Source organism: Corynebacterium lujinxingii (assembly GCF_014490555.1).
In the GTDB taxonomy this organism is placed as follows: Bacteria; Actinomycetota; Actinomycetes; order Mycobacteriales; family Mycobacteriaceae; genus Corynebacterium; species Corynebacterium lujinxingii.
Genome location: NZ_CP061032.1, coordinates 360,395 through 387,375, shown reverse-complemented (window position 1 = coordinate 387,375; position 26,981 = coordinate 360,395). Strand labels below are relative to the sequence as shown.

The 26,981-nt window shown below is 64.8% G+C and carries 30 protein-coding genes and 2 pseudogenes; 8 read left to right on the top strand and 24 right to left on the bottom strand.

The genetic code is table 11. The annotated features are described in order from the left end of the window. Position 1: 1 nt before the first annotated feature. Positions 2–1,114, top strand: a complete 1,113-nt coding sequence (locus IAU68_RS01855) for a S8 family serine peptidase (protein WP_171194316.1) — start codon at positions 2–4, stop codon at positions 1,112–1,114. On the opposite strand, the gene eccB is transcribed toward IAU68_RS01855, so the two are convergent. The 20 genes from eccB to IAU68_RS01755 form a co-directional block, all read right to left on the bottom strand. Next, entirely contained in the window at positions 1,080–2,303 is a 1,224-nt protein-coding gene (gene eccB / locus IAU68_RS01850) for a type VII secretion protein EccB (protein WP_171194317.1), read from the bottom strand. The genes IAU68_RS01855 and eccB overlap by 35 nt on opposite strands. A 63-nt stretch (positions 2,304–2,366) precedes the next feature. Further along, positions 2,367–4,460 carry a DUF6541 family protein gene (locus IAU68_RS01845; protein ID WP_171194318.1) on the bottom strand — a complete coding sequence of 698 codons (2,094 nt, stop codon included), beginning with the start codon at positions 4,458–4,460 and terminating at the stop codon, positions 2,367–2,369. 33 nt (positions 4,461–4,493) lie between these two features. Continuing rightward, positions 4,494–5,321, bottom strand: coding sequence for a tRNA pseudouridine(38-40) synthase TruA (gene truA / locus IAU68_RS01840; protein WP_171194319.1), 828 nt, complete (start codon positions 5,319–5,321; stop codon positions 4,494–4,496). Between the two features lie 80 nt (positions 5,322–5,401). Then, the gene (gene rplQ / locus IAU68_RS01835; protein ID WP_171194320.1) at positions 5,402–5,887 is read right to left on the bottom strand and encodes a 50S ribosomal protein L17; all 486 of its coding nucleotides are present in this window, start codon (positions 5,885–5,887) and stop codon (positions 5,402–5,404) included. Positions 5,888–5,933: 46 nt separating this feature from the next. After that, entirely contained in the window at positions 5,934–6,947 is a 1,014-nt protein-coding gene (locus IAU68_RS01830) for a DNA-directed RNA polymerase subunit alpha (protein ID WP_171194321.1), read from the bottom strand. Positions 6,948–7,045: 98 nt separating this feature from the next. Further along, complete coding sequence (gene rpsD / locus IAU68_RS01825) at positions 7,046–7,651, bottom strand: 30S ribosomal protein S4 (protein ID WP_042405260.1); 606 nt, start codon at positions 7,649–7,651, stop codon at positions 7,046–7,048. A gap of 27 nt (positions 7,652–7,678) precedes the next feature. Next, entirely contained in the window at positions 7,679–8,080 is a 402-nt protein-coding gene (gene rpsK, locus IAU68_RS01820; protein ID WP_171194322.1) for a 30S ribosomal protein S11, read from the bottom strand. Between the two features lie 3 nt (positions 8,081–8,083). Further along, positions 8,084–8,452: a 30S ribosomal protein S13 gene (gene rpsM / locus IAU68_RS01815; protein ID WP_171194323.1), complete on the bottom strand. Its 369-nt coding sequence runs from the start codon at positions 8,450–8,452 to the stop codon at positions 8,084–8,086. Between the two features lie 174 nt (positions 8,453–8,626). Then, positions 8,627–8,845: a translation initiation factor IF-1 gene (gene infA, locus IAU68_RS01810; RefSeq protein WP_042405263.1), complete on the bottom strand. Its 219-nt coding sequence runs from the start codon at positions 8,843–8,845 to the stop codon at positions 8,627–8,629. 169 nt (positions 8,846–9,014) lie between these two features. Next, entirely contained in the window at positions 9,015–9,779 is a 765-nt protein-coding gene (locus IAU68_RS01805) for a L,D-transpeptidase (protein WP_171194324.1), read from the bottom strand. Between the two features lie 51 nt (positions 9,780–9,830). After that, positions 9,831–10,622, bottom strand: coding sequence for a type I methionyl aminopeptidase (map, locus tag IAU68_RS01800; protein WP_171194325.1), 792 nt, complete (start codon positions 10,620–10,622; stop codon positions 9,831–9,833). A gap of 85 nt (positions 10,623–10,707) precedes the next feature. Beyond that, positions 10,708–11,253 carry an adenylate kinase gene (locus IAU68_RS01795; protein ID WP_171194326.1) on the bottom strand — a complete coding sequence of 182 codons (546 nt, stop codon included), beginning with the start codon at positions 11,251–11,253 and terminating at the stop codon, positions 10,708–10,710. Then, on the bottom strand, positions 11,253–12,581 hold the full coding sequence (secY, locus tag IAU68_RS01790) for a preprotein translocase subunit SecY (RefSeq protein WP_171194327.1): 1,329 nt from the start codon (positions 12,579–12,581) through the stop codon (positions 11,253–11,255). The genes IAU68_RS01795 and secY overlap by 1 nt, the downstream gene beginning before the upstream one ends. Before the next feature lie 230 nt (positions 12,582–12,811). After that, positions 12,812–13,300 carry a 50S ribosomal protein L15 gene (gene rplO / locus IAU68_RS01785; RefSeq protein ID WP_171194328.1) on the bottom strand — a complete coding sequence of 163 codons (489 nt, stop codon included), beginning with the start codon at positions 13,298–13,300 and terminating at the stop codon, positions 12,812–12,814. Between the two features lie 7 nt (positions 13,301–13,307). After that, complete coding sequence (gene rpmD / locus IAU68_RS01780; protein WP_171194329.1) at positions 13,308–13,493, bottom strand: 50S ribosomal protein L30; 186 nt, start codon at positions 13,491–13,493, stop codon at positions 13,308–13,310. A gap of 5 nt (positions 13,494–13,498) precedes the next feature. Continuing rightward, positions 13,499–14,131: a 30S ribosomal protein S5 gene (gene rpsE, locus IAU68_RS01775; protein ID WP_171194330.1), complete on the bottom strand. Its 633-nt coding sequence runs from the start codon at positions 14,129–14,131 to the stop codon at positions 13,499–13,501. Between the two features lie 40 nt (positions 14,132–14,171). Then, entirely contained in the window at positions 14,172–14,576 is a 405-nt protein-coding gene (rplR, locus tag IAU68_RS01770) for a 50S ribosomal protein L18 (RefSeq protein ID WP_171194331.1), read from the bottom strand. Positions 14,577–14,578: 2 nt separating this feature from the next. Continuing rightward, positions 14,579–15,115 carry a 50S ribosomal protein L6 gene (gene rplF / locus IAU68_RS01765; protein ID WP_171194332.1) on the bottom strand — a complete coding sequence of 179 codons (537 nt, stop codon included), beginning with the start codon at positions 15,113–15,115 and terminating at the stop codon, positions 14,579–14,581. A gap of 18 nt (positions 15,116–15,133) precedes the next feature. Then, positions 15,134–15,532, bottom strand: a complete 399-nt coding sequence (gene rpsH / locus IAU68_RS01760; protein WP_171194333.1) for a 30S ribosomal protein S8 — start codon at positions 15,530–15,532, stop codon at positions 15,134–15,136. A gap of 323 nt (positions 15,533–15,855) precedes the next feature. Beyond that, entirely contained in the window at positions 15,856–16,572 is a 717-nt protein-coding gene (locus IAU68_RS01755) for a DUF2786 domain-containing protein (protein ID WP_171194334.1), read from the bottom strand. A 182-nt stretch (positions 16,573–16,754) separates the two neighbouring features. On the opposite strand from IAU68_RS01755, the gene IAU68_RS01750 reads away from it, so the two are divergent. Beyond that, complete coding sequence (locus IAU68_RS01750; RefSeq protein WP_171194335.1) at positions 16,755–17,513, top strand: formate dehydrogenase accessory sulfurtransferase FdhD; 759 nt, start codon at positions 16,755–16,757, stop codon at positions 17,511–17,513. Between the two features lie 91 nt (positions 17,514–17,604). Here the strand turns inward: IAU68_RS01750 and rplE are convergent, their stop codons facing one another. The 3 genes from rplE to rplN are packed head-to-tail and all read right to left on the bottom strand — an operon-like array spanning position 17,605 to position 18,877. Next, positions 17,605–18,192: a 50S ribosomal protein L5 gene (gene rplE, locus IAU68_RS01745; protein ID WP_171194336.1), complete on the bottom strand. Its 588-nt coding sequence runs from the start codon at positions 18,190–18,192 to the stop codon at positions 17,605–17,607. Next, positions 18,192–18,506, bottom strand: coding sequence for a 50S ribosomal protein L24 (gene rplX, locus IAU68_RS01740; protein ID WP_070422728.1), 315 nt, complete (start codon positions 18,504–18,506; stop codon positions 18,192–18,194). Before rplX ends, rplE begins: the two co-directional genes overlap by 1 nt. Before the next feature lie 2 nt (positions 18,507–18,508). After that, complete coding sequence (gene rplN, locus IAU68_RS01735) at positions 18,509–18,877, bottom strand: 50S ribosomal protein L14 (protein ID WP_171194337.1); 369 nt, start codon at positions 18,875–18,877, stop codon at positions 18,509–18,511. Between the two features lie 336 nt (positions 18,878–19,213). On the opposite strand from rplN, the gene IAU68_RS01730 reads away from it, so the two are divergent. From IAU68_RS01730 to IAU68_RS11535, 6 genes and pseudogenes are all read left to right on the top strand, one after another. Next, positions 19,214–20,005 (top strand): formate/nitrite transporter family protein, encoded by a 792-nt coding sequence (locus IAU68_RS01730; protein WP_171194338.1) that lies wholly within the window; start codon positions 19,214–19,216, stop codon positions 20,003–20,005. 38 nt (positions 20,006–20,043) lie between these two features. Next, positions 20,044–21,870, top strand: a complete 1,827-nt coding sequence (locus tag IAU68_RS01725; RefSeq protein ID WP_231699062.1) for a GTPase — start codon at positions 20,044–20,046, stop codon at positions 21,868–21,870. Next, positions 21,863–23,455 carry a GTPase gene (locus IAU68_RS01720; RefSeq protein ID WP_171194340.1) on the top strand — a complete coding sequence of 531 codons (1,593 nt, stop codon included), beginning with the start codon at positions 21,863–21,865 and terminating at the stop codon, positions 23,453–23,455. The genes IAU68_RS01725 and IAU68_RS01720 overlap by 8 nt, the downstream gene beginning before the upstream one ends. A 21-nt stretch (positions 23,456–23,476) precedes the next feature. After that, positions 23,477–24,286: pseudogene (thiD, locus tag IAU68_RS01715) on the top strand (bifunctional hydroxymethylpyrimidine kinase/phosphomethylpyrimidine kinase); the annotation flags it as partial. Between the two features lie 139 nt (positions 24,287–24,425). After that, positions 24,426–24,728, top strand: a pseudogene (locus IAU68_RS11455) (carbohydrate kinase family protein); the annotation flags it as partial. A 55-nt stretch (positions 24,729–24,783) separates the two neighbouring features. Then, positions 24,784–24,918 carry a hypothetical protein gene (locus IAU68_RS11535; protein ID WP_269434862.1) on the top strand — a complete coding sequence of 45 codons (135 nt, stop codon included), beginning with the start codon at positions 24,784–24,786 and terminating at the stop codon, positions 24,916–24,918. A gap of 152 nt (positions 24,919–25,070) precedes the next feature. Here IAU68_RS11535 and glmS read toward each other — a convergent pair whose 3' ends face one another. Next, a complete protein-coding gene (gene glmS, locus IAU68_RS01705) occupies positions 25,071–26,936 on the bottom strand; it encodes a glutamine--fructose-6-phosphate transaminase (isomerizing) (RefSeq protein ID WP_171194342.1) in 1,866 nt (621 codons plus the stop codon). Positions 26,937–26,981: the final 45 nt, after the last annotated feature.

The window sequence follows — 26,981 nt, the reverse complement described above, 5'->3', positions numbered from 1 at the left end:
CATGCGCGCCCTGTTGCCGCTGGCGCTGCTCGCGCTGCCAGTCGTTGCCGCGCCCGCGTCCGCCCAAGACATCGCCTGCGCGGTGCCTTCCGTGGTGCAGGCCCCTGCGGAAACCCCGCCCGAACTGGCCGAACTACGCCGCTTCGCCACCGGCGCCGGGGTGCGCGTGGCCGTGATCGACACCGGCGTCGCCCCGCACCCGGAACTGCGGCACCTTCGCCCCGGTGCGGATTACGTCGCCGACGACGCGCTTTTCGACTGCGACAGCCACGGCACCGTCGTCGCCGGCATCATCGCAGGCAACACGCTCGGCATCGCGCCGGGGGCGGAAATTATCTCGGTGCGGCAGACCTCCGCGCACTACCGCGGCGCCGAGGGGGAATCCGTCGCCGGAGACCTCGCAACACTTACCGACGCCATCAACAACGCCCTCGACGAAGGCGCGCACGTGCTCAACCTGTCCGTCGTCTCCTGCGTGGAGTCGGGGCTGGCCGAGCGCATCGACACCCGCGCTCTCAACGCGGCGCTCACCCGCGCCGAGCGTGACGGCGCCGTCGTCGTCGCAGCAGCCGGCAACACGGGCGCGGACTGCGAACCGGGATTTACCGTCATCCCGGCCAACGCCACGACCGTGCTCGCCGTCGGCGCCCGGGAAGATGCTCACACTATCGCCGGATACTCCATGGCAGCCGACCTATCCGCGCCAGGGCACGTGCCGTACGCACTCGCCTCCGCCGGCGGCGGGTGGGCGGACGGCACACACACCCGCGACGGCACGCGGCCGTACGCCGGCACGAGTTTCGCCGCACCGGTGGTCAGCGCCTCTGCGGCGCTGTTGCTGCAGCGCTACCCCGGCATCACACCTGCGCGCGTACGCGAACTGATCTACGCCGCGGCCGAGCACGGCGGCGGCGCAATCGACCCGGCAGATGTGGTGAGCCAACTCCACCCCGACGAGCCCACCCCGCGTGCGACGCTGACAATCGCGCCACAGTCCAACGAAGCTTCGCACACCGCCGCCCGCTTCGGCACCGTCGCGCTCGGGGTGATCGCGCTCGCCGCCTTGTGCGCGGTGGCGGTTAGTACGTCGCCGTCAGCGCGGCGTCGCGGGTGAGTTCCTCGCCTTCGGGCAACAGGCTCACAATCTCCCACGGCACGCGCTCCACGTGCACCGCGCCGACCGTGGCCAGCGCCTCCGCGTCCGGCGCCCGGTGGCGCAACCCGTTGCCGGCGACGACGTGGAAGCCGTGGCCGGAGTCCACGCCGACGGAACCGTCGCGAAGCCCCGCGAAGTGGGTCGCCACCGACGCGCCGGAAAGCGCAATCGCTTTCACATCCGCCGCCTGCACCGCCGCGCCGCGGTCCTGATTGACGCACACCGGTGCCGACTCCGGATCGAGCCACCGCGGCCGGCGCTCCGGCAGCGCAAGCCCCATGTCGCCGTCCTGGTACGTGGCCAACTGGGTGCGCGCAACCTGGCGGCGCTGCGCACCTGCGTCCAACAGCACCGCGCGCTGCACGTCCGTGACCGGCTGCACCCGGCCGTTCGACAGCGCCCAAGCGCCGGCGTCAGTGTCCAGCACCTCCGGCAGCGGTGTCGGCAGGGCCACCGGCGGCAACTCCTTCAGCGCAGTGAGCACCGGCACCGGCGGCGACCACACCGGGGTGGTGTGCGTGATCCCCAGCGCGCGGCGCACCACCCGGCCCGTCGCGGAGGTGGCGTCCGGCAACATCTGGCGGCCCTGCCCGGTGACCACCCACTGGCGGGTGCCGTCGGTGGCGAGCACGGCGTCGTCGTCAAGCAAAGGCTCCTGCGCCTCACCCGCGATCACCGTGACCCGGTCGCCCGCAACGCACACGGACCACGCCGCCTCCGCAGCGCGCTCCGGGGCGAACATCGCGGGTGCGGCGACAATCCCCACCGGCACCCCGCGCGGCATCGCAGCGAGGTGCTCATCGCCCACCCGCGCCGGATCCGCGGCCGTGCCGGTAATCAGGCGGGCCGACGCGAGGTTGGTCACCGGGTGCACCGCGTCGTTGACGCGCACGTACAGCGACCCGTCCGCCGCACGCAGAATCGGCGCATCGCCCGGATCCGCGTTCGGGCGCATCCACGCAAACAACCCCATCACCGCCGCGATCATCACCACCGCGGCCACCCCGAACACGGTGGCGCGGCGTCGCGACGACAACGGGTCATGAATCATCCGGATATCGCCGAACAGAAGGCCGTGTTCCATCCGACGGCGCATGAACTGGTGCCCTGAAACCTGGGCACGCGTAGTGGGCAAAAGTTTTGCCATGATTTCCCCTCCCCCGAGTAGAACCGGGTTCGAGGCTACCCCGCCGGGCGGAAACCTGCAGCGCTACTGCCAGGCGTCGTCGAGCTCGAAGAGCTCGTCCGAGCCGTGCTCCGCCCCGTCGGACTGCATGTCGCGCAGCTCGGCATCCGTAAACGCGCTGTTGACCGCAAACACTGCAGTGGAACCCTTGCGGAACACCGGCGTGACGCCGTTAGAGGCCCAAAATGCGCGCAGCAGCTCGTACTGCGGTTTCTGCCCCGGCCAGAACGACGCCGGACTGAGCACGAAAAACCGCACATCCAGGTCCTCGATCGCCTGCTCGACGGGGCCGTTGTGGCCCTCACCGATGAAGTCAGCGTGGGAGAACAACGTCTGGTGTGCCGAACCGTCGCCGCCGGCCGGCCACAAGTAGTGGCGTGCAATCGAGGGCAGGCCGTTGTAGGCGTACATCCACGAATACCCGTCGGCCGGATCGCCCATGATGGTGCCCTCCCACGCTGCGGGCTGCTTAGCGAGCCAGTCGAAGGCCTGCAGGTCGTCGGCACTGACCATGCGGCCGTTGTCGCGGGCGTCGGTAAACGCGTGCTTGGCGCCGTCCGCGGTGTGGGCGCGCACCTGCGGCGCCGCCGTCGCCCCGACGATTACGGCGAGCAACACCGACGCCACCGCCGACACGCGCTGACCTTTGCCGGAGCGCGCGGCCAACGGCGCCAGCGTGACCAACCGGATCATCGCGGCCACGGCGATCGCGGCGGCGGCCCACACGCACATCACCACCGGCATGACCAAGCGGTGGCCGGTGTTGTAGTGCAGGTTGCCCACCGCAGCGAGGATGTCGCCGAATGCGTTGTCGAACGGCTCCAGCGCGTTGGCCGTCACCGCAAGCGAGATGAGGTACAGCAGCAGCGGCCACACCTGGCCGCGCCACAGCACGAGCACGAGCGCACCGGCGCCGGCCAGCCACAGCATCACGGTCGGGTCGAAGTCGGGGAAGAACTCGGCGACGTGGCGGGTGTCCATCGAAAACGCGCTGCCCCATGCGCTGTTGCCCAGGGTTTCCTTCGGCGACCACGAGGCGACCTCGCCAGCCTGGGTGGACCCGGCGAGCACCTGCGGAATGAACGCCAAGGCGGCCCCCGCGGCCGGCAGTGCGAGCCACAGCGAGTCCGACACGCGCGAACGCACCGGCCGCACGAGCAGCGAAGTCGCCCACGCCAGCACTACCCCGAGCACCACGATCGTCACCGCGGACGGGTGGACGCACAGCAGTCCGAGGAACCCGGCCGCGGCAGGCAACGCGGCGGCATGTCGCACGGGCACCGAAAGGAATTGCCAAATCACAATCCCGGTCAGCGCCACCGCGAGCAGATACGGCCACATGCCGACGAAATCCGGCACCCACAGCAGCTGCGGTGCGCCGTAGCAGAACACCGCCGCAAGCCCCGCCGCGATCTGCGCGGTCACCCCGCGCGAGCGCACGAACACGAACACGAGGCATGCCATGGTCAACGGCAGCGCAATACCGGGCAGCACGATCGAGGCGATGTTCACCGCGCGGATCGGCTCCAGCCCGGCGGCCTCGCCGAACAGGGCGGTGCCGGCGTGGAAGGCGGACGGGTAGAGCAGTTTCGCGTGCGTTTCCACGTTCTGCAGCTCGCCCATGCGTGTCGACGACGCCACGCCCTCGTCCATCACAAACCGCACCAGGTTCGCATGCCACTGCGTATCCCACCCTTGGACGATGTTGTCGGCGCCGTTTGGCAGCCGCGCCAACCAGCGCAGCCGATCCGTAATCGACATCGCCGCGCCGGTGACCACACCGGCCGCCGGGATGATCCACGAGACCCAGTCAGCCTGTCCCGGAAAGAGCGCGCGGCGCCACGGCACCGCCCCGCCGCGTCTGGCTTTGCGGGCGAACAGGTAGCGCCACCCCGCGGCGACCGCCAGCGCCAGCACCATACTGACGCCGAACGTCCAGAGGTTGAACGGTGCTGACGTGACTCCCCACATCCAGGCAGACAAGCCGATGATGCCGAAGGTCACCGGCAGCGCGCTCGCTATAGCCGCCGGCAGGCGCAACCCCGCCACCCAGGACACGGCAAGCCCCGGGAGCAGGAAAAACACGACACAAAACCATGCTGCGGTCGCTGTGGTCATGACACCTCCCGGTTCGTTTTCGACCCAAGCATGCTACATCTCGCGCTTGGCTCGGGTCGCTTCGGCGCGCGCCGCGAGTTGATCCGCCGGCGGGTATTCCACCCCCACCAGCGTGAGTCCGCGGGCGGGTGCGAGGGGCACTTCGGGGGCGCGGGCGTCGCGAAGCAACAGCCCGTTAGGCCACGATGCTTGACGACGACCCTCCCCCACCGTCAGGCACGTCGCCACCAGCGCGCGCACCATGTTCCAGCAAAACGCGTCGGCGGTGATGCGCGCCTCATAGATATGCGGCGAGACCCGCGCCCAGTCGAAGCTGTGCACGTCGCGGATGGTGGTCGCGTGCTCCTTAGGGCGGCAGAACGCGGCGAAGTTGTGCAGCCCCACTAGCGCGTCCGCGCAGGCCTGCGTGGCCTCCAGGTCGACTGGTTTCGGCCACACCGCGGTGTCCCGCGCCCGGGTGGGCAGCGCCCCCGCTGGGTGGGTGGTCACCCGGTAGACGTAGGTGCGGGTCAGCGCAGAAAACCGCGCGTCGAACCCTTCCGGCGCCTCTTCCACTGCGAACACCCGGACGTCTTCTGGGAGCAGTTTTGCTAATCGACGAACCAACCGCCCCGGATCCCCCTCTATCGAGCGTTGCTCAAGCGACGCGGGATGCACATCGGCGTGGGCGACCTGGCCCGAGGCGTGCACGCCTGCGTCGGTGCGACCGGCGACGGTGAGCGTGATGTCGTCGCGAAGCACGAGGCTCAGCGCCTCCTCGATCGTCTGCTGGACGGTCCTGATGCCGCCTTTCTGACGCGCCCAACCGTGGAAATCGGTACCGTCGTATGCGATGTCAAGGCGCAGGCGCATCGTGTCCATGGCGGTTGATTCTATCGGCACACGGCAAAACGCCCAGCCACACGGTGTGACTGGGCGTTGTTGCGCGGAAAACGAGCGGTTTACTTCTCGTCCTCTGCGGTCTCCTCTGCCGGAGCCTCTGCAGCCTCGGTAGCCTCCTCAGCCTTGGCCTCCTCGGCCTGGCGGGATGCTGCGGCGCGGGCTGCGCGGGTCGCCTCAGACGACACGGTCTCCTCGAGCACCAGGGAAATCTGGGTCATCGGAGCGTTGTCGCCGGAGCGGTTCGGAAGCTTGATGGAGCGGGTGTAGCCGCCATCGCGGTTCTCGAACTTCGGCGCGAGCTCGTTGAACAGGTAGGTGACGACCTCCTTGTTCGGCAGCTCAGCGAGGACTGCGCGGCGGTCTGCCACGGTGCCCTTCTTCGCCTTGGTGATCAGCTTCTCAGCGTACGGACGCAGGGTGCGGGCCTTTGCGTCCGTGGTCTTGATGGAGCCGTTCTCGAACAGGGACTGCGCCAGGTTGGCCAGAATGTGCTTCTGGTGCGAGGCGGACCCTCCGAGACGGGCACCCTTCTTCGGGGTAGGCATATTCGTACTCCTCGTATGCGGTTAGTTGAGCGCGTGCTCTGGGGTGTTACTCGGTCTCGTCCGCGCTGGGATCCACGAAGTCGCCGGTCTCGGCGTCGTAGCCCTCAAGCTGGGTCGGATCGAAATCTTCCGGAGCATCCTTCAATGTCAGGCCCAGGTTGGCGAGCTTGATCTTGACCTCGTTGATCGACTTCTGGCCGAAGTTGCGGATATCCAGCAGGTCGCTTTCGGTGCACTCTGCGAGTTCACCGACGGTGTGGATCTCCTGACGCTTCAGGCAGTTGTAGGAACGCACGGAGAAGTTCAGGTCCTCGATCGGCGTGGAGTACGCGGCGATGTACTCGGACTCCTGCGCCGACGGGCCGATCTCGATGCCCTCCGCCGCGGTGTTGAGCTCGCGCGCCAGGCCGAAGAGCTCCACCAGGGTGGAACCCGCCGACGCGAGTGCGTCGCGTGCGGTCATCGAGTTCTTGGTCTCGACGTCGATGATGAGCTTGTCAAAGTCGGTGCGCTGCTCGACACGGGTCGCCTCAACCTTGTAGGCGACACGGGTAACCGGCGAGTAGATCTGGTCGACCGGGATACGGCCGGCCTCACCACCGGAGTTCGGCATGGCCGGGACGTAACCGCGGCCGCGCTCGACAACAAGCTCCATCTCCAGGCGAGCCTGCTCATTGAGGGAGGCGATGTGCAGATCCGGGTTGTGGATCTCCACGCCGGCCGGCGGCTCGATGTCGCCGGCGGTGACGTCGCCCGGGCCTTCGACAGCAAGCGTCATGACGACCGGCTCGTCAAAGTCAGACGACAAGACGATGTCCTTGATGTTGAGGATGATCTCCGAGACATTCTCCTTGACACCGTTGATCGTGGTGAACTCGTGGAGCACACCATCGATCTTGATGGAGGTCACGGCCGCGCCCGGGATGGACGACAGCAGCGTGCGGCGCAGGGAGTTGCCCAGGGTGTAACCGAAACCAGGCTCGAGCGGCTCGATGACGAACTTCGAGCGGTTGGTGTCGATGTACTCCTCGGTCAATTCAGGACGCTGTGAGATGAGCATGAACTTCTCCTTTGGCTCCCGCTATATGAAGCCGGTAGGGACGGATGTGAAAGATTCCGAACACCGTGGACGGTGCGCGGGGTGAAGCAAGTGGAAGCTTACTTCGAGTAGAGCTCGACGATGAGCTGCTCCTGCAGCGGCACCTCGATCTGAGCGCGCTCGGGCAGCTGGTGCACGAGGATGCGCAGGGTGTCCGGAACGACCTGCAGCCAAGCCGGAACGACGGCGTCCAGGAGGTTGTCCTGGGCCTCTTCGAACCACAGCATGTTGCGGGACTTGTCGCGGACATCGATGATGTCGTACTGCGTAACCGCGAACGACGGGACGTCAATCTTCTTGCCGTTGACGGTGAAGTGGCCGTGGGAGACCAGCTGACGTGCCTGGCGGCGGGTCTTGGCCAGACCGGCGCGGTAGACGACGTTATCCAGACGCGACTCCAGGAGGATCAGCAGGTTGTCGCCGGTCTTGCCCGGGCGACGGTTCGCCTCTTCGTAGTAGCGGCGGAACTGCTTCTCCATGACGCCGTAGGTGAAGCGAGCCTTCTGCTTCTCCTGCAGCTGGAGCAGGTACTCGGACTCCTTGATGCGAGCGCGGCCAGCCTGCCCCGGGGGGTACGGGCGACGCTCGAAGGACATGTCGCCGCCGACGAGGTCGACGCGGAGGCGACGGGACTTACGGGTAGCAGGGCCGGTGTAACGAGCCATGTCTCTTTACCTCTTTTCCTTTCAGCCTTAAACGCGACGACGCTTCGGCGGACGGCAGCCGTTGAACGGCTGGGGCGTCACGTCGGAGATCGAGGACACCTCCAGGCCGGCAGCCTGGAGCGAACGGATAGCGGTCTCGCGGCCGGAGCCCGGACCCTTGACGAAAACGTCAACCTTCTTCATGCCGTGGTCCATTGCCTTGCGGGCAGCGTTCTCGGCAGCCATCTGGGCAGCGAACGGCGTGGACTTACGGGAGCCCTTGAAGCCGACGTGGCCAGAGGACGCCCAGGAGATCACGTTGCCCTGCGGGTCCGTGATGGACACGATGGTGTTGTTGAAGGTGGACTTGATGTAAGCGTGGCCTGCGGCCACGTTCTTCTTTACGGTACGGCGTCCACGACGCGCACCGGAACGAGTCTGAGCAGCCATAGGTTACTTCTTCTTTCCTGCGATGGTCTTCTTCGGGCCCTTGCGGGTGCGTGCGTTGGTCTTGGTGCGCTGACCGCGAACCGGCAGACCACGACGGTGGCGCATGCCCTGGTAGGTGCCAATTTCGATCTTGCGGCGGATGTCAGCCTGCACCTCGCGGCGCAGATCGCCCTCCACGGTGTAGGAGTTCTCGATCGCGTCACGCAGAGCGGAGAGCTGGTCGTCGGAAAGATCGTCGGTGCGCAGGTCCGGAGAAATGCCCGTCTTCTCGAGCAGTTCCTTGGATCGGGTTGCGCCGATGCCGTAGATGTAGGTGAGAGCGATCTCCATGCGCTTGTTGCGCGGGAGATCAACACCAGCTAGACGTGCCATAAGGTACGTGCCTTTCGGGTTGTTACGGTGGTTTTCTCCCCACCCGTCCACGCCAGCCAACGCTTTATCCGGGCCGTGCCGGAGGATGGGTTGGGATTCACGCGGCTCCAGCCACCGTGGCCGGAGGTAGTCGACCCGCCTTGTCGGTAGGTCTGGGTGAGGAGGCTTAAATGCTTACTTGTAGCGGTAAGTGATACGCCCGCGGTCCAGGTCGTACGGGGAAAGCTCCACGACGACGCGGTCCTCAGGGAGGATGCGGATGTAGTGCTGGCGCATCTTGCCACTGATGTGGGCGAGAACTTCGTGCCCGTTGTCCAACTCGACACGGAACATCGCGTTCTTCAGGGGCTCGATAATGCGGCCCTCAACCTCGATTGCGCCTTCTTTTGCCATACACTCCACTTCCTACACTGCCCGCAAAAGCGCAGGCAGATAACGTTTTCTTACCGTTCCAAACGGTGCCTACCACGTATTTGTGGCAACACCGTTTGATCACTGTAGTGTTTCACCTGCGAAAACGCAAAAGGCCCCAGCGATGAAGCTGGGGCCGGAGCGGACAGGGTTAGAACACGTAGACCTTGTCGCCGACCTGCAGGTCGTTGAAGTAGCGCTGCGCGTCCTGGCGGTAAAGGTGGATGCACCCAGCGGACGGCACGTACGGGTCGTCCTGGTGGAACGCGATACCGTTATTGGTGAAGTACACGGAGTACGGCATAGGGGCATTGTTGAACTCGTAAGAGATTTCGTCTTTGACCTTGCGGTTGACGTAGTGCGTGCCCTTCGGCGTTTCCTGTCCCGGGCGACCGGAGCTGATCTGGACCGGGCCGTAGTAGATAACGCCGTTGTTCTGCAGCCAGGACTTTTGGTTGGTCAGATCAACGCACGCCTTCGCGTCAGCCGGGCACGGGTTCGCCGGGCGCTGCGCCGGCGCGGGCTTCGGAGCCGGCTTCGGCTTCGGCTTGGGCTTGGGCTTAGGGGTCTTCTCGGCGATAAGGCCGGGGAAGAAGACCTCGACGATTTCGTCGATACGCTTCTTCGCCTGCGCGGGCAGATCCGGGTTGATCGTTGCCAGGTTATCGGCCTGCTTGCGCAGGTTGTTGCGCACGTCCCAGGCGGTGTTGCGGGCGGACTTGTCCAGGTTGGCAAACGCCGCGTTGGCCTGGGTGGACAGCGCGTCGAGGCTGGAGGTGGCCACCGGGTTCTGGGCGGGCGCGGCGTTCGCAGTCACCGGAGCGGCGAGCGTTGCGACGACACCGAGACCGGCGGCGAGCGTAGTTGCGCGTCGCTTCAGCGGCGACTGCTTTGCGTGGCGGGGGCGGTAAGACATGGCGGAAGTATAACCCCACCGCCATGCAATGCACGACAACGCGCCAGGGGTTTATGCGCGAGGTGTCAGGATTCGCGGACCATCAGCGGTTGCTGCAACGGTGTGTTCCCAGTGGGAGGCCGGGGCGCCGTCGAGGGTGATCACAGTCCAGTCGTCGGCAAGCACCTGCGTGTCATAGCCGCCGCCGAGGATGAGCATGGGCTCGATCGCGAGAACCGATCCTTCCTGGATGCGCGGCCCGCGGTTCGGCTTGCCCTCGTTGGCTAGAAACGGCTCCTCGTGCATCGTGCGGCCGATGCCGTGGCCGCCGTAGCCGTCGACGATGCCGAGCTCCACCCCGAAGCGCTCTTCGGCGGCGTAGGTCGCCTGCTCGAGCGCGTGGGAGACGTCGGTGAGCTTGTTGCCCGGCACCATCGCTTTCAGTCCTTCGGCAAGCACCCACTCGGTCGCACGATTCAGCGCGTCGACCTCCGGGGCCAACTCTCCGATGCCGAACGACCAGGCGCTGTCCCCCACCCAGCCGTCGAGGGTCGCGCCACAGTCGATGGAGACCAGGTCGCCCTCGCCAAGCACGACGCTTGTCGACGGAATCCCGTGCACCACAACGTCATTCACCGACGCGCAGATCGACGCCGGGAACCCCTCATAACCGAGAAACGTCGGCACCGCGCCGTGGTCGCGGATCACGGTTTCAGCCACCTTGTCCAGATCGAGCGTGGTTGCGCCCGGTTTCGCTACCGCGCGCACTTCCCGCAGCGCAGTGCCGACGATGCGGCCGGCAGCCTCCATCGCGTTGAGTTCCTCGGCGGTTTTCGCCGCGATTTTGCGTTTCCGGAATGCCATGGCGGGTGTGTCTCCTTGCAGGGGTTCGTCGAAAAGCAAATGCGAAAGGCCGGTGCGAACACCGGCCTTGAAGCGCGAAGCGGGCTTACTTGCCCAGCTTGTCCATCGCGCGCTGGTTGATCTCTTCGACGTCGCCCACGGCGTCGATGGAGATGATCTCGTCGCCGTAGTGCTCGATGAGCGGGGCGGTTTCGTCGCGGTAGACGCCCAGGCGGGTGCGGATGGTCTCCTCGTTGTCGTCGGCACGGCCACGGGCGAGCATGCGCTCAACCACGACGTCCTCGTCGACCACGAAGTTCAGCACACCGTCGAGCTTCTCGCCGCGCTTTTCCAGCAGCTCGGTGAGGATCTCAGCCTGCTCCACCGTGCGCGGGAAGCCGTCGAGCAGGAAGCCGTTCTTCGCGTCGTCCTGATTCAGACGGTCCTCCACCATGCGGGCGGTGACGTCGGTGGGCACAAGCTTGCCGGCGTCGATGTAGCTCTTCGCCTCAACGCCGAGCGGGGTGCCCTCGCCGATGTTGGCGCGGAAGAGGTCGCCGGTGGAGATGTGCGGAACGCCGAGCTTGTCGGACAGGATCGCAGCCTGGGTGCCCTTGCCGGCACCGGGAGGGCCAAGGAGAACGAGACGCATTATCGCAAAAGTCCTTCGTAGTTGGATTGCAGGAGCTGGGATTCAATTTGCTTGACCGTGGTCAGGGCCACGGAAACCATAATCAGGATCGCCGTACCGCCGAACGCGCTCATGCCCATCCGGCCAGAGCCGGTGATGCCGGCGTCCATGGCCAGGTTCGGCAGGACCGCGATCATCGCGAGGTAGATCGAGCCGACGAACAGCAGGCGGTTCATCACGAACGCCAGGTACTCAGCCGTCGGGCGGCCCGGGCGGATACCCGGGATGAAGCCGCCGTACTTCTTCATGTTTTCCGCCTGCTCGATCGGGTCGTACTGGATCGAGACGTAGAAGTAGGAGAAGAAGATGATCATGACCACGTAGGTCAGGATGTACTGCCACGAACCCGGGTTCTGCAGCCACGCCATGACGTGGTTCATCCACCAGTTGTCCGGCGGGGTCGGGTTGTTCATGGTGACGATCTGCGTGATCAGTACCGGCACGTACATCAGCGACGACGCGAAGATGACCGGGATGACGCCGGCCTGGTTGACCTTCAGCGGCAGGTAGGTCGAGGACCCGCCGTACTGGCGGCGGCCCACCATGCGCTTGGCGTACTGCACCGGGATGCGGCGCTGGCCCTGCTCGATGAAGACGATGCCGACCACCAGCGCAATCAACGCCAAGACCACGAGGGTCAGCGTCAGGCCGCCGGAGTTCTGCAGGATGAACGCGCCCTCGGACGGGATCTGGGTGGCGATACCCGCGAAGATGAGCAGGGACATACCGTTGCCCACGCCCTTTTCGGTGATGATCTCGCCGAGCCACATGATCAGCACCGCACCGGAGGTCATGACGACGACCATCATGAGGAGCGTCCAGATGTTGCGGTCGTCGACAAGCACCGGGGTGCCCTCGCCAAGCAGCTGCTCGCGGTCCGCGAGTGCGACGATGCCGGCGGACTGCAGCAGCGCCAACGCCACCGTGAGGTAGCGGGTGTACTGCGTCATCTTCGCCTGGCCGGCCTGGCCTTCCTTCTTCAGCTCCTCAAAGCGCGGGATAACCACGGTGAGCAGCTGCACGATAATCGACGCGGTGATGTAGGGCATGATGCCGATCGCGAAGATGGACAGCTGCAGAAGCGCGCCGCCGGAGAACAGGCCGATGATGGAGAACATCGTCGCGCTGTCGCCCTGGGCCACCTCCTCGAGTCGCTGGTTGATCAACGCGTAATCAACACCCGGGGAGGGAATCTGCGCACCTACGCGGTAGAGGAACATCAGCGCAAGAGTGATCAGGATCTTCTTGCGAAGGTCAGGATCCTTGAACGCCTGAGCAATTGCGGACACATAGCCTCCTGGCTTCCACCCCGCAGCGGGCGAAAGGTAGTGGACAGTGCAGCGTCGACTCGTGCATGAGGGCACACAAAACGGGCCGTCGCCGTGTTTGACCCCACTACCCTACCAGCCGGGCTTAAAAAGTTGATATTCAAGGTGCGTTTGGGCATTGCTTAACGACGAAAACCCCCGCACCGGACTCGAAAGTCTGGTACGGGGGTTTCGTCGATTAGCGAAAGCGCTTACGCCTCCGGGGTCTCCTCGTTCTTCGCGCGCTTGGAGAACTCCTCAGCCTTGGCGGAACCGCCAGCGGCCTCGAGCTTCTCAGCGGCGGACTTGGAGAACTTGTTCGCGGTGACGTTGAGAGCAACGGTGATGTCGCCCTCGCCGAGAACCTTCACCGGCTGCTTCGGGCGCACAAGGCCCTTAGCGGCGATGTCGGCAACGGTGATGTCGCCGCCCTGCGGGAATGCCTCCGCGAGGTCCGCGACGTTGACCACCTGGTACTCAACGCGGTTCGGGTTCTTGAAGCCCTTGAGCTTCGGCAGACGCATGTGCAGCGGCATCTGGCCACCCTCGAAAGCAGCGGAAACCTGCTTGCGAGCCTTGGTGCCCTTCGTACCGCGGCCGGCGGTCTTGCCCTTGGAAGCCTCACCGCGGCCGACGCGGGTCTTGGCCTTGTTGGCGCCCTGTGCCGGGCGCAGATCATGGAGCTTGATGATGTCAGCCATGTTGTATCTACTCCCCTGCAACTTCTTCAACGGTGACGAGGTGGCGCACCTTGAGGATCTGGCCGCGGGTAGCGGCGTTGTCCTGCTTGACCACAGACTGGCCGATCTTGCGCAGACCGAGAGCCTCGAGGTTCTTGCGGGTCGCCGGCTTCTCGCCGACCTTGCCGTGGTGCAACGTAATCTTCAGTGCCATTGTGCTTAGGCCTCCTGTCCTGCGCGTGCGCGCAGCATACGTGCCGGAGCAACGTCCTCGACGGCCTTGCCGCGCTTCGCAGCGACCTCTTCGGGGCGCACGAGCTGCTTGAGGCCTGCAACGGTGGCCTGAACCACGTTGAGGGCGTTGTCGGAGCCGAGGGACTTCGCCAGGATGTCCTGGATACCAGCGGCCTCGAGCACCGGGCGGACTGCGCCACCGGCGATAACACCGGTACCCGGAGCAGCCGGGCGGAGCATGACGATGCCGGCAGCCTCTTCGGCCTGGACCGGGTGCGGAATGGTGCCGCCGATCATCGGGACGCGGAAGAAGTTCTTGCGAGCCTCTTCGGCACCTTTCTGGATTGCGGCCGGGACTTCCTTCGCCTTGCCGTAGCCGACGCCGACCATGCCCTCACCGTCGCCGACGACGACGAGTGCGGTGAAGGACATGTTGCGGCCGCCCTTGACGGTCTTGGCAACACGGTTGATGGTGATGACGCGCTCGATGTACTTATCGCGCTCGTCGTTCTGGTTGCGACGGTCGTCGCGACGGCCACGGCCGCCGCGGTTACCGCGGTCGTTGTTGTTCTGGTTGTCGGCGGAGCGCCCGCCGTCACGCCGTTCACGTTCGGCCATTACGCGATCCTTCCGTTGATGGTGATGTTTGCCGTGATCATTAGAACTTCAGACCACCTTCACGAGCAGCGTCCGCCAGGGCCGCGACGCGGCCGTGGTACTTGTAGCCGCCACGGTCGAAGACGATCTCCTCGATGCCTGCTGCCTTGGCGCGCTCAGCAACGAGCTGGCCAACCTTTGCGGCCTTGTCCTTCTTGTCGCCCTCCAGGTTGCGCACGTCCGGCTCGATGGACGACGCGGAAACCAGGGTGTGGCCTGCGAGGTCGTCGATGACCTGGACGTGGATGTGGCGAGACGAGCGGTGCACAACGAGACGCGGGGTCTCCGGGGTGCCGCGCAGGGTCTTGCGGATGCGGTTGTGGCGACGTGCGCGGGCCTCGCGGCGGCGGGACGAGATGTCCTTGCCCACCGGGGTGCGCTTGGTGTTCTCTGCAGAATTGCTCATGATTACTTACCCGTCTTTCCGACCTTGCGGCGGACCTGCTCGCCGGCGTAACGGATGCCCTTACCCTTGTACGGGTCATCCTTACGCAGACGGCGGATGTTTGCCGCAATCTGGCCAACCTGCTGCTTGTCAGTGCCTTCGATGGCGAACTTGGTGTTGCCGTCGACGGAGAACGTGACGCCTTCCGGCGCCTCGATCAGGATCGGGTGCGAGTAGCCGAGGGCGAACTCGAGGTCCTTGCCCTTCTGCTGCACGCGGTAGCCGACGCCGAAGATCTCCATGTTGATCTTGTAGCCCTCGGTCACGCCGATCACGAGGTTGTTGATCAGCGAGCGGGTCAGGCCGTGCAGCGAGCGGTTCTCTCGGTGGTCGTCCGGACGGGACACCACGACTTCGTTCTCCTCAACGGAAGCCGTGATCGGCTCCGGCATGTTCAGGTCCTTGGTACCCTTCGGGCCCTTGACCTCAACGTGCTGGCCGTCGATCTTGACCTCAACGTTGTTCGGGATAGCGATGGGTGCGTTACCTACACGCGACATAAGTCTTTCAACCTCCCTTTACCAGACGTAAGCGAGGACTTCCCCGCCTACACCCTTCTCTTGAGCCTGGCGGTCGGTGAGCAGGCCGTAGGACGTGGAGATGATTGCCACGCCCAGGCCACCGAGCACCTGAGGCAGGTCGTTGGACTTGGCGTACACGCGCAGGCCCGGCTTGGACACGCGGCGCAGACCAGCGATGGAAGACTCGCGGGTCGGGCCGTACTTGAGGTTGAGCGTCAGCGACTTGCCGACCTTCTCGTCCTCAACTTTGTAGTCTTCGATGTAGCCTTCCTGCTTCAAGATCTCAGCGATAGCCGCCTTGATCTTGGACGAAGGCATAGACACGACGTCGTGCTGCGCAGTTGTTGCGTTGCGCACGCGCGACAGCATGTCCGCGATCGGATCAGTCATGGTCATGGTGGTGACCGTTCCCTTTCTCGTTACGGTTCCCCTTCCACCGGGTGACCTGCGACGCTCGGAATAACTCCGGAGCGTTTTCGGTCGCGTTTTCCGCGTGGTCTCTCGGGGGCTACTCACGCTGCCCATGCTCAATAGCGTGGGCCGCTCGCCGCCTCCCTTGCACGCGGTCCGCATCTTGGCGGGGGGCCTGCAACAAAGTTGGATGTTCAGATGTACTTCTCGGCTTGAGCACGCCGAACACTCGGCGCACAAGTCCGACCGAATAACCTACCTGCTCAATCCCCCAGCGCCAAATTGCTTATCGACGACCCCTCGCCCCGTCAGAACGGCAGCGCCGGTCTCGCCTGCACCCGCGTTTGCCCCAGGTCCGAGTTCTCCCCCGCCGCGTGCCCGCTTAAGTACGCATCCGGGTCGAAGGACCGGTTCGTTGCGTGCGGGGAGAGAATATAGCCCTGTTCCTCGACGAACTTGGCGCGGGCTTGCTCGGCCTTGGCGGCGTCGTCGATAAGCACGAGCGCGTATTCGCCGTCTTCCTGCCCAGCATTGTTTTCGGCTTTGGTCAGACGTGCCGCGATGCTGGACGCGAACCCCTCCATGAATGATCGGCGCATCACCACCGTGGACTCGGCGAAACTCGTCGCGCGGATCTTTTGGGATTCAGCGAGCATCACCGGCAGCAGCAGCGCGTAAAGCAAGTCGACGCGATCCAGGTGCCGCTCGAGGCCGAAGATAACGGCGTCTTTGACCCGCGTGGAGTTGTACACCCGCTGCGTGAACCCGGTGCAGTGCAAGGCCCCGGAGATGGCATGCAGCAACGTCGCCTGCATGTCGGTGTACGCCCCGCGGAAGTCGTACTCACGTTTGCCCAGGGCGTCCCCAGCATCCGGGTTACCTAAATCGCGTTCGTCGTAGCCGTACTGCGCCATGAGCTCGAAGGCCCGGGCGTAGAATGCGTCGCCTTCCGGCGTGCCCTCCCTGTCGGCGGCCTGGTTGAGCAGTTTCTGCACTCGTTGTTTGATCTTGTCTTCGGTACGCATCGGACGCACCCACCCCTTCCCCAATATGTTTTCGGATGTGTGCCTGTAGTTATAACCAACCGCCACGACACGACCCATCAAACTTGTGGAATTTCGGTTTTGCCCCCTGTGGATAACCACTATCGTCACAGGTAAGCAGGCTGCGGGTTTGGATATCGTCGGCAAGCGCTAGCATCGTTGCAATGAGCCGGACCAAGCGCAGCTTCGCTGTAACCAAGATTGCCGCCGACGGCACCCGCGACACCCGCGCGGGACAGGTGGAGGCCGAAGAGCCACTAGAGATCCGCGCCGGCGGACGTGAGATCGCCCACTTGTTGCGCACCCCGGGCCACGACATCGAACTCGCCCACGGCGTGCTACTCACGCAGGGGCTTATCGGAGGCGCAAACGACGTCGTCACCGCCCGTTACTGCGAAGGCGCGGTCGGCGGAGAGAACACCTACAACCTACTCGACATCGATCTCGCGCGCCCCACCACCGCCCCGCAGTTCATCGACCCGATCCCCGCGCAGGCCTGCGGGATCTCCGCCGAACAGCGGGTGCGTGAACTCGCCGTGCGGCTCAACGTGCGTGTCGAGTTCGCGCCAATTGACCCGGATGAGGTGTTTGCGGTGCCGGGGGTCGTCGCTAAGCATCGCTCCCGCGACCTGATCACCGCTGTCGCCGGCGATATCGCGCGCCAAGACATCAACCCCGTCAACGCGGTACAGAAAATCTCCGGGCGATTGCTTATCGACGACACCCTTCCCGCCAACCGCACCCTCACCCTGGACACTCGCGTGACCTTTGAAGTGATGCGCGCCGCGGCGGCCGCCGGGTTTACCGCGGTGGCTACGACAAAGGACGTGACCTCCATGGCGGTGCAACTCGCGCGGGAGACGAACACCGTGCTCATCGGCGATATCACCGCGGAGCGTTTCAGCGTCTATTCCGGCGCCTAACCAGCCCCCTTACCGCTGTCTTGCGGTATTCGACAAACGAAAGCGCCCCCGGTTCAAGAAGAACCAGGGGCGCCTGAACGCAAGCCGAAGCTTAAGCGCGCTTCATCTTGCCGTCCTTGTCCGCGAACGGGAAGCCGAGGTGCGTCAGCAGAGCGCGACCCTCGTCGTCGTTCGTGGCGGTGGTCACGAGCGTGATGTCCATGCCGCGCACGCGATCGATCTTGTCGATGTCAATCTCGTAGAACATGGTCTGCTCGGACAGGCCGAAGGTGTAGTTACCGTTGCCGTCGAACTGCTTGTCGTTCAGACCGCGGAAGTCGCGAATACGCGGCAGCGCCACGGTCAGCAGACGATCCAGGAACTCCCACATGCGGTCGCCGCGCAGGGTCACCTTCGCGCCGATCGGCATGCCTTCGCGGAGCTTGAAGTTCGCGATGGACTTCTTCGCGCGACGCAGCTGCGGCTTCTGGCCGGTGATCGCGGTCAGGTCCTCGAGCGCGCCGTTGATCACCTTGGAGTCGCGGGCAGCGTCGCCCACACCCATGTTGACGACGATTTTGGTCAGGCCCGGGATCTGCATGACGTTCTCGTAGGAGAACTGGTCGTTGAGCTTGGTGCGGATCTCGTCCTGGTAACGGGTCTTCAGGCGGGGGGTGTAGTTCTGAATGCTCTCAGTCATTAGATGTCCTTCCCGTTCGACTTGGCCACGCGGACCTTCTTGCCGTTCTCGTCGAAGCGGTAGCCGACGCGGGTCGGCTTGCCGTCGGAGTCCAGGATCATCACGTTGGACACGTGGATCGGAGCTTCCTGGCTGACAATGCCGCCGGACTCTGCGCCGCGCTCGTTGTAGGAGTTTGCGACGTGCTTCTTGATGCGGTTAACACCCTCGACGAGGACCTTGTCACGCTGCGGGTACGCCTCGATGACGCGACCCTGAGCGCCCTTGTCCTTGCCGGCGATGACCTGCACCATATCGCCCTTCTTGATCTTCATACTTAGATCACCTCCGGTGCGAGAGACACAATCTTCATGAAGCGCTTGTCGCGCAGCTCACGAGCGACCGGGCCAAAGATGCGGGTGCCGCGCGGCTCGGTGTCGTTCTTGATGATCACGGCAGCGTTCTCGCCGAACGAGATGTAGGAGCCGTCCGGGCGACGGGTCTCCTTCTTCGCACGGACGATGACAGCCTTGACGACCTCGCCCTCCTTGACGTTGCCACCCGGGGTGGCTTCCTTCACGGAGGCGACGATCGTGTCGCCGATGCCGGCGAAGCGTCGAACGGAGCCACCGAGGACGCGGATGCACTGAATTTCGCGTGCACCCGTGTTGTCGGCGACCTTCAGACGCGATTCTTGCTGAATCACAGTTGGTCTCCTGACCTGGTTCAATGTGCGCCAGATTTCCGTCCTGTACGCACGTGGTCAATGTTCACTGTGCCTATTGCTTATCGACGAACCGTTGACGGTCGAAGGGTCTCGGACACTCCACTCGGAAACGCGTGTCGCGCCCGACCAGCAGTAGACAACTGGAGTATTCAATCACGGAGCTCGAGCTTTCACCAAATCTGCGCTGCGCTGCAGCTTTAACCCTGTGAAAATGGACACACTTCGCGCTATAGAAATTAAAAGTGCAGGTCAAAGGGCTGTACAAAACTTGTCTATATTTCGCCCTAAGGTATTACCTCTTGTACATTGAGTCTCGTGAGTTTTTACGAAGCCGCCCCAAGGGCCATCCTGAATAAGACCGAGCTCTTTGCCAAAGAGCCAGCTCGCATCGCGATCCGTGCCATCATGGCCGGTGTTTACCTCGGCATCATGACCGCCTTCGCTCTGGCGACCGCAGAGTTGCTGGAAGGGTACGCACCCGGCTGGGGAAGGTACGCGTTCGCCGCGATCTTCGCCTCAACCCTCTACATCATTATCGTGCTCCAAGGTGAGCTAGCCACCGGCAACATGATGTTCATGACGTACGGCGCCATCCACAAGAAGGTGAGCCCGTGGACGGGGTTCCTGCTTGTCCTATACGTCACCATCTTCAACTTCATCGGTGCCATCGTCATCTCGTGGCTGATTTCCCGCACCACGATGGGCCAGGCTGTGGACGTGGACGGGTTCTTGCACACGTTGCTTGTCGCCAAGTTGGCGAAGCCGAGCTCGACCCTGTTCGTCGAGGCCATTCTGGCCAACATGGTCGTGAACATCGCCTTCATGCTGTCCACCCAGGCGGGCCAGGACTACAGCGCCAAGCTCTGGGGCGTCATCATTGTCATTCCTTCGTTCGCAACTATGAGCTACGAGCACTCGATCGCTAACTTCATCCTGACCGCCCTGGGCGGCTTCTCCATCGGCCCGGAGCACATCGAGGGCTTCACCAACTGGAACGTCATCCGCAACTGGGTGATCGTTTGGCTGGGTAACTTTGTCGGCGGCGGTTTCATCATGGGCGGCATTTACGGCTGGCTCAACCGCACTAAGACCAGCTACAAGGATTAATCACCCCGGCAGAGACTGTTTCTGCCAAAATGAGACGGGTGAATACCCAAGCACCCGATGTCCTTCAAGCAGTCCGCAGTGTCCGCGACTTTGTCGCGGACACTTCTTTGCCTGTAGACGTCGCGCCGGATGCCCGCGCGATTGTCAACCAGTTGGACGACTACGTCCTGCCGCGTCTGGCAAATCTTGACGCGCCGCTGCTCGCCGTGATCGGCGGCTCCACCGGCTCCGGCAAGTCCACGCTCGTCAACGCGCTTTTGCGCGAGCGGGTCTCCAACCCGGGCGTGATCCGCCCCACCACACGCCAGCCGGTGCTCGTAGCCAACCCGGCCGACACCGAATGGTTTAACTCACCCCACGTCCTGCCTGGATTGACACGCTCCCACGGGGCGGGCAACGAGCAGTCGACGACGCTGCGTGTCGTCGATACGCAAAGCGTCCCTGAGGGGCTTGCGCTTCTCGACGCCCCCGATTTCGACTCCATCGACGACCAGAACCGCGCCCTAGCGTCCCAGCTACTGGCCGCTGCGGATCTGTGGATCTTCGTCACCACCCCTGCGCGTTACGCCGACCAGCTGGTCTGGAACTTCCTCAACGACGCTGCCGGACGCGGCATCGAGGTTGTGGTCGTACTCAACCGCCTCGACGAGAAGGCTGCGGAAACTGTGCCGGACGACCTGCGCCGCATGATGAACGACGCTGGCCTCACCGACGCCACCGTGTTCACCGTGCCATTCGTCGCGGATCTCGGCGGCGAAAACACAAGCGAATTCCTTGGCGACGAGCTCGTCGCTCCCCTGCGCGACTACCTGACCACGCTTGCCGACGACACCGTCGCCCGCCGCGACGTCGCCGGCAAAACCGTCGCAGGGGCGGTGCAGTCTGCGTTGTCGCGGGTGGACGCGCTCGTCGTCAGGCGTGAGCGCCAGGAAGCGTTTGCCAACCAACTCGACGAATCAATCCACGAGTTCTACACCGCCGCCAACCGGCAGGTCATCGACGCCACCTCCGACGGGCAGCTGCTGCGCTCCGAGGTGATGGACCGGTGGCAGGACGTCATCGGCACCTCGGATGTGTTCCGCGGTTTCGAACGCTGGTTCTCCAGCGCCGTGGACAAGGTGGGCAGCTTTTTCACCGGTCAGCCCGCACCGCTGCGTGAGGTGGAAACCGAGATCGAGTCCGGCCTACACGCGGTGATCGTGGACGCCGCCGAAACTGCCGCGGCGCGCGCCTGGTCGCACACGGGCGCCGTCGCCCCGGAGTTGCGTGGCGGCGCCGACCCCGCGCTCGCGCGCGCCAGCGCCGACATCTCCGAGCAGGCCGCGAAACTCGTTCGAGACTGGCAGGCTGCGCTGGTCGATCGCATCCAAGGCACTGCCGGCGACAAGCGACAGCGCGCCCGCATCATGTCGTTTGGCCTCAACGTGGTCACCGTCGCGCTCATGCTCACGGTGTTCGCCTCCACCGCGGGCCTGACCGGCGGCGAGGTCGCCATCGCCGGCGGCTCCGCCGTCCTCGGCCAGAAGTTGTTGGAGACCATTTTCGGTGAGGACACCGTGCGCCGCATGGTCGCCGACGCCCGCGCCGACTTGAATGAGCGCCTCGGCGAGCTGTTCGCCGCGGAGCGTGACCGCTACCACGTGTTCACCGATCCGCTGCTTGACGGCGCCAGTGCGGAGCAGATCCGCGAGGCATCCGACGAGGCACGCCGTGCGGTGGATGCGAAGCTGCTGGGGGTCGTCGATAAGCAAGCGCCCACGCGTATCGACGACACCAGCACCGAAGAGAGCTTCAACAACGGCACCCTGCGCGGCCTGTTCGACCAGCTGCGCGGCACGTTCGGGAAGGGGCCAGACAATGTTTAGGAAGAAGCCCAACCTGAACGAGCGCCTCGATGCGCTGGAGGACGCCGCGCGCATTGGGGAGCCCTACCTGACCGACGAGCACCGCGAACGCCTCGAACGCGTGGCCACTGCGGGGGCCGAACGCCGCGCCCTGTCCGCCGAGCACACCGTCGTGGGCTTTTTCGGCGCGACCGGCTCTGGCAAAACCTCGCTGTTCAACGCGGTTGTCGGCGAGGACCTGGGCAAAGCCGCCGCGCGCCGCCCGACGACGTCCTCTCCCCTGGCGGCGATCTGGCACCCGGATGGATCCGAGGAGCTGCTCGATTGGCTCGGTGTGGAAGACCGCCGGGAACGCCAAGGCGAGTTCGCGAAGAACGCCGGCCCGCTGATCCTGCTGGACCTGCCCGACTTCGACTCAGTCGAGGCGTCGAACCGCGCGGTCGCGGAACGCCTCGCCGGCCAGGTGGACGTGCTTGTGTGGGTGTCCGACCCGGAGAAGTACGCCGACAGCGTCATCCACGACCAGTTCATCCGCCCGCACGCGAACCATTCCGCGGTCACGCTCGCGGTGCTGAACAAGTCGGACCTGTTGGCGGAGCGCGACATCGACACCGTCGCCGACTCCTACGCGGGCTTGCTTCGCGACGACGGCCTCACCAACGTCCAAGTCGTCGCCACCTCCACCCTCACTGGGGCGGGTATCGACGACCTGCGCGGCGCCATCGCGCGTGTCGCCAAGGCGCACAACGCGCAGACCGCCCGTATCGAGGCGGACATCGTCTCCGTCACCGAGCGCTACACCGGCGCCAAGGGTGGGGGCGGCGTGGACAAGCACGCCAAGCGCGACCTCGACGCCGCGCTGACCAAAGCCGCCGGCGCCGACCGGATCGCCGAGATCACCGCCGCGGCCTACCGCAAGCGGCTGCGCCAGCGCACTGGGTGGCTGTTGACCTCCTGGATCACCCGCTTCAAGCCCGACCCGCTGCGCCGGCTGGGCCTACGCGAAGAAGCCGACGAACTCGGTGTGCACCGCACCTCCATGCCGGAACTCGACGCCGCATCGAAGGCCGTGGCGAACACCGGTGTGCGCAACTACGCAGCTGCCGTCGGCGAGGGCCTGCCCCACGAGTGGTCCGCAGCCGTTGCCGACCGTTCGGAGAAGATCTCCGCCGCCCTACCCGCCGAGCTCGACCGCGCCGTGGCTCGGGCGAAACTGCCTGCAGAACCGTCGAAGGGCTGGTCGATCCTCACCGTGTTCCAATGGTTCGCCCTGCTCGCGGCGCTTATCGGCGTGCTGTGGTACCTGCTCGTCGCGTTCGTGCCGGGCGTGCTCACCCCAGTCCTCGGGACCGATCTCGTGCCGGACGTGGAGGGCTGGCCGCTACCGACGTTGCTCATCATGGCCGGACTGCTCATCGGCATCCTTATCGGACTCATCACCGCGGTGTTCGGCGGCGCGCTAGGTTCCGGGGTGAAGCGCCGGACCCGGTCGGCGATCCAGAAGGAAGTTGCCTCCGCCTCCGAGACAACCGTGGTCGAACCGCTGTTGGCCATCCGCGAGGATTACTCCCGCTTCGCCGAACGCATCGCCGTCGCCGCTGGCTAACTTCCGGGTAGCGTCGGGCCCATGGCACGTATCCCGAGAGTCCTGTCCATCGCCGGCACCGACCCCACAGGCGGCGCCGGTATTCAAGCGGATTTGAAGTCCATCGCGGCGGCCGGCGGCTTCGGCATGTGCGTGGTCACCGCCCTCGTCGCCCAGAACACCCAGGGTGTGCGCGAAATCCACACCCCTCCACAATCGTTTCTGCGCGCGCAGCTAGACGCGGTATTCGACGACGTCACCGTCGACGCCGTGAAAATCGGCATGCTCGGCGACGTGGATACCACCACCACGGTTTCCGACTTCCTCTCCTCCCACGACGTGCCCGTCGTCGTGGTGGACCCGGTGATGGTGGCGACCTCCGGCGACCGCCTGCTCACCGAGGACGCCGAGGAGGCGCTTCGCGGACTCATCCGCGACCACGCCACCGTGGTCACCCCGAACATTCCGGAACTTGCGGTGCTCACCGGCGAAAACCCCGCCGCCACGTTCGAGGAGGCGCTTGAGCAGGGGCGTCGCTACGCAGCGAGTGCGAATGTCGCCGTGCTGGTCAAGGGTGGTCACCTCACCGGCGAGCACGCTTCCAACGCGCTTGTCACCCCCGCAGGCGACGTGCATACCGCCGAAGTGCCTCGCGTATCGACGAAAAACACCCACGGCACCGGCTGCTCCCTCTCCTCTGCACTAGCCACGCGCCTGGTGACCGACAGTGACATTGCCGCCGTCGAGTGGGCGTCCGACTGGTTACACGAGGCTATTGCGCACGCCGACGAGCTCGAAGTGGGACAGGGCCACGGCCCGGTGCACCACTTCCACCGGCTCTACCGCCTCGCCGACGGAGTATAGACCGCCGCAGGTGCGAATCGTCTAGCAGCTGAAGCACAGCACTAGACGATCCCGCCTCTACTGACAATCATTTCCATCATCACCTGCGGAAACGCGAGCGCAACAGCCTGATCGTCTAGCACCGCCGGTGCAGGTGCTAGACCATCACCTACACTATGCGGAGGCGGCCCGCCAAAGCGCAGACAACGGCGCAATTGTCTGCTTGGACCCGAACCTGCGCCCCGCATTCATGTCGGAGAAACACAGGCTGTTTCTACGGGGGCTGATGGAATCAGTGACGGTGCTGAAACTGTCGGACGAGGAGGTCGACCTTCTTGGCGACACCTCACACGTCCCCGTCGTTGTCACCACCATGGGCGGCAACGGCATTCAGGTGCGCGCCCCCTTCGGCACCGTTGAAGTCGCCGCACCAGCCGTCGACGTCGCGGACACAATCGGCGCCGGCGACACCGTAATGGCCGCGCTAGTGCACCAATTCGACACGCGTGGCCTCGACCGGGGGGCTGCTTGCACTCGGCGAGGACGAATGGCACGACATCCTCGACTTCGCCGCCCGCGCCGCGGCGATCACCGTCTCGCGCACGGGTGCGGACACGCCGTACTTGCACGAGCTGGGGTAGACGACTCGCGCCCACGACGAATCGTCTAGCAACGAGCGTGCCGTCCTAGACGAACCGCTCCTTACTGCTAATCGTTTCCAATATCACCTGGCGAAATGCATCAGCGCAACGGTGATGGTCTAGCTCCGCTCGAGGCGAAGCTAGACCATTGACTACTCCACCGTGACGGACTTGGCCAGGTTGCGCGGCTGGTCCACGTTCAAACCGCGGGCCTCAGCGACGGCGCAGGCGAAGATCTGCAGAGGGATCGTCGCCAAGAGCGGCTGCAACAAGCCCGGGGACTCCGGGATGCGAATGACGTGGTTGGCAAACTGCTCCACATCCTCGTCACCGTCTTCCGCGATCACGATGGTCACCGCACCGCGGGCGCGCACCTCCTGAATGTTCGAGACGACCTTGGCGTGCAGGTTGTTGCGCGACTTCTTCGACGGCACGATCACAAACACCGGCTGGCCCTCCTCCACGAGCGCGATCGGGCCGTGCTTCAACTCGCCGGCGGCGAAGCCCTCGGAGTGCAGGTACGCAACCTCCTTGAGCTTCAGCGCGCCCTCGAGCGCGACCGGGAAACCGACGTGGCGGCCGAGGAAGAGCACGGACTTCGCGTCCGCCATGTCCTGGCCGAGCTGCTTGACCTGGCCTTCGTTGTCCAGCACGCGCTGGATCTTGTCCGGCATCGCCTCGAGCTCGGTGATGATCTGGCGGATCTCGTCGGCGTACTTGTTGCCACGCACCTGTGCCAGGTACAGCGCGAGCAAGTAGGCAGCGACGATCTGGGAGATGAACGCCTTCGTCGACGCCACCGCGATCTCCGGGCCGGCGTAGGTGTACAGCGACGCGTCAGCCTCGCGCGGAATCGAAGAGCCGACGGTGTTGCAGATCGCAACAACCTTCGCGCCCTGCTCGCGCGCGTGACGCACCGCCATGAGCGTGTCCATCGTCTCGCCGGACTGCGACACGGCGACGACCAGGGTTTGCTCGTTGACAATCGGGTCGCGGTAGCGGAACTCGTGCGCGAGCTCGACTTCCGTCGGGATACGGCACCAGTGCTCGATGGCGTAGCGCGCCACCTGGCCCGCGTACGAGGCGGTGCCGCAGGCGACGATGATGATTTTGTTGATGGAGCGCAACGTGGATTCGTCGATACGCAGCTCGTCGAGTACCAGCTTGCCGTTTTCGTCGAAACGCCCGTACAGGGTGTCGCGCACGGCGGACGGCTGGTCGTGGATCTCCTTTTCCATAAACGAGTTGTAGCCGCCCTTCTCCGCGGCGGTGACATCCCACTCGACGGTGAACGGCTTCGCCTCAGCCGGGGTGCCGTCAAAATCGATGACGTCGTAGCCGTCTGCGGTCAGAGTGACAATCTGGCCGTTGTCCATCTCAACCGCGTCGCGGGTGAATTCGATGAAGCCTGCGACGTCGGAGCTGAGGAAGTTCTCGCCCTCCCCCACGCCGATGACCAGCGGGGAGTTCCAACGCGCGGCGACGATGCGGTCCGGGTGGTCCGCGTGGATAGCCAGCAGCGTGAACGCACCCTCGAGGCGGTTCGCGGTCAACTGCATCGCGCGAGTGAGGTCGCCGTCAGCCTCAGTATCGTAGATGTCCAACAGCAGCGTGCCAGCAACCTCGGTGTCGGTCTCGGACTTGAACTCGTAGCCCTTATCGACGAGCTCCGCCTTGAGATGAGCGAAGTTTTCGATGATGCCGTTGTGCACCACCGCCAGGCGCCCATTGCCGACGACATGCGGGTGCGCGTTGGCGTCCGTCGGGCCCCCGTGCGTCGCCCACCGGGTGTGCCCGATGCCCAGGTTGGAAGCCGACAACGGGTTGTTGGCAATCTCGGCCTCCAGGTCCGCCACTTTGCCGGCCTTCTTGCGGCACTGCACGGCGCCGTCGTCGACGACCGCCACACCGGCGGAGTCATACCCGCGGTACTCCAGGCGTCGAAGCCCCTCGACAATCACATTTTTCGCGTCGCGCTCGGCAGCTCCGGCGCCTACGTATCCCACGATTCCACACATGGGAAAAATCGTACGCCTGCAGAACCCCGCGAGAAAAGCTGCGCT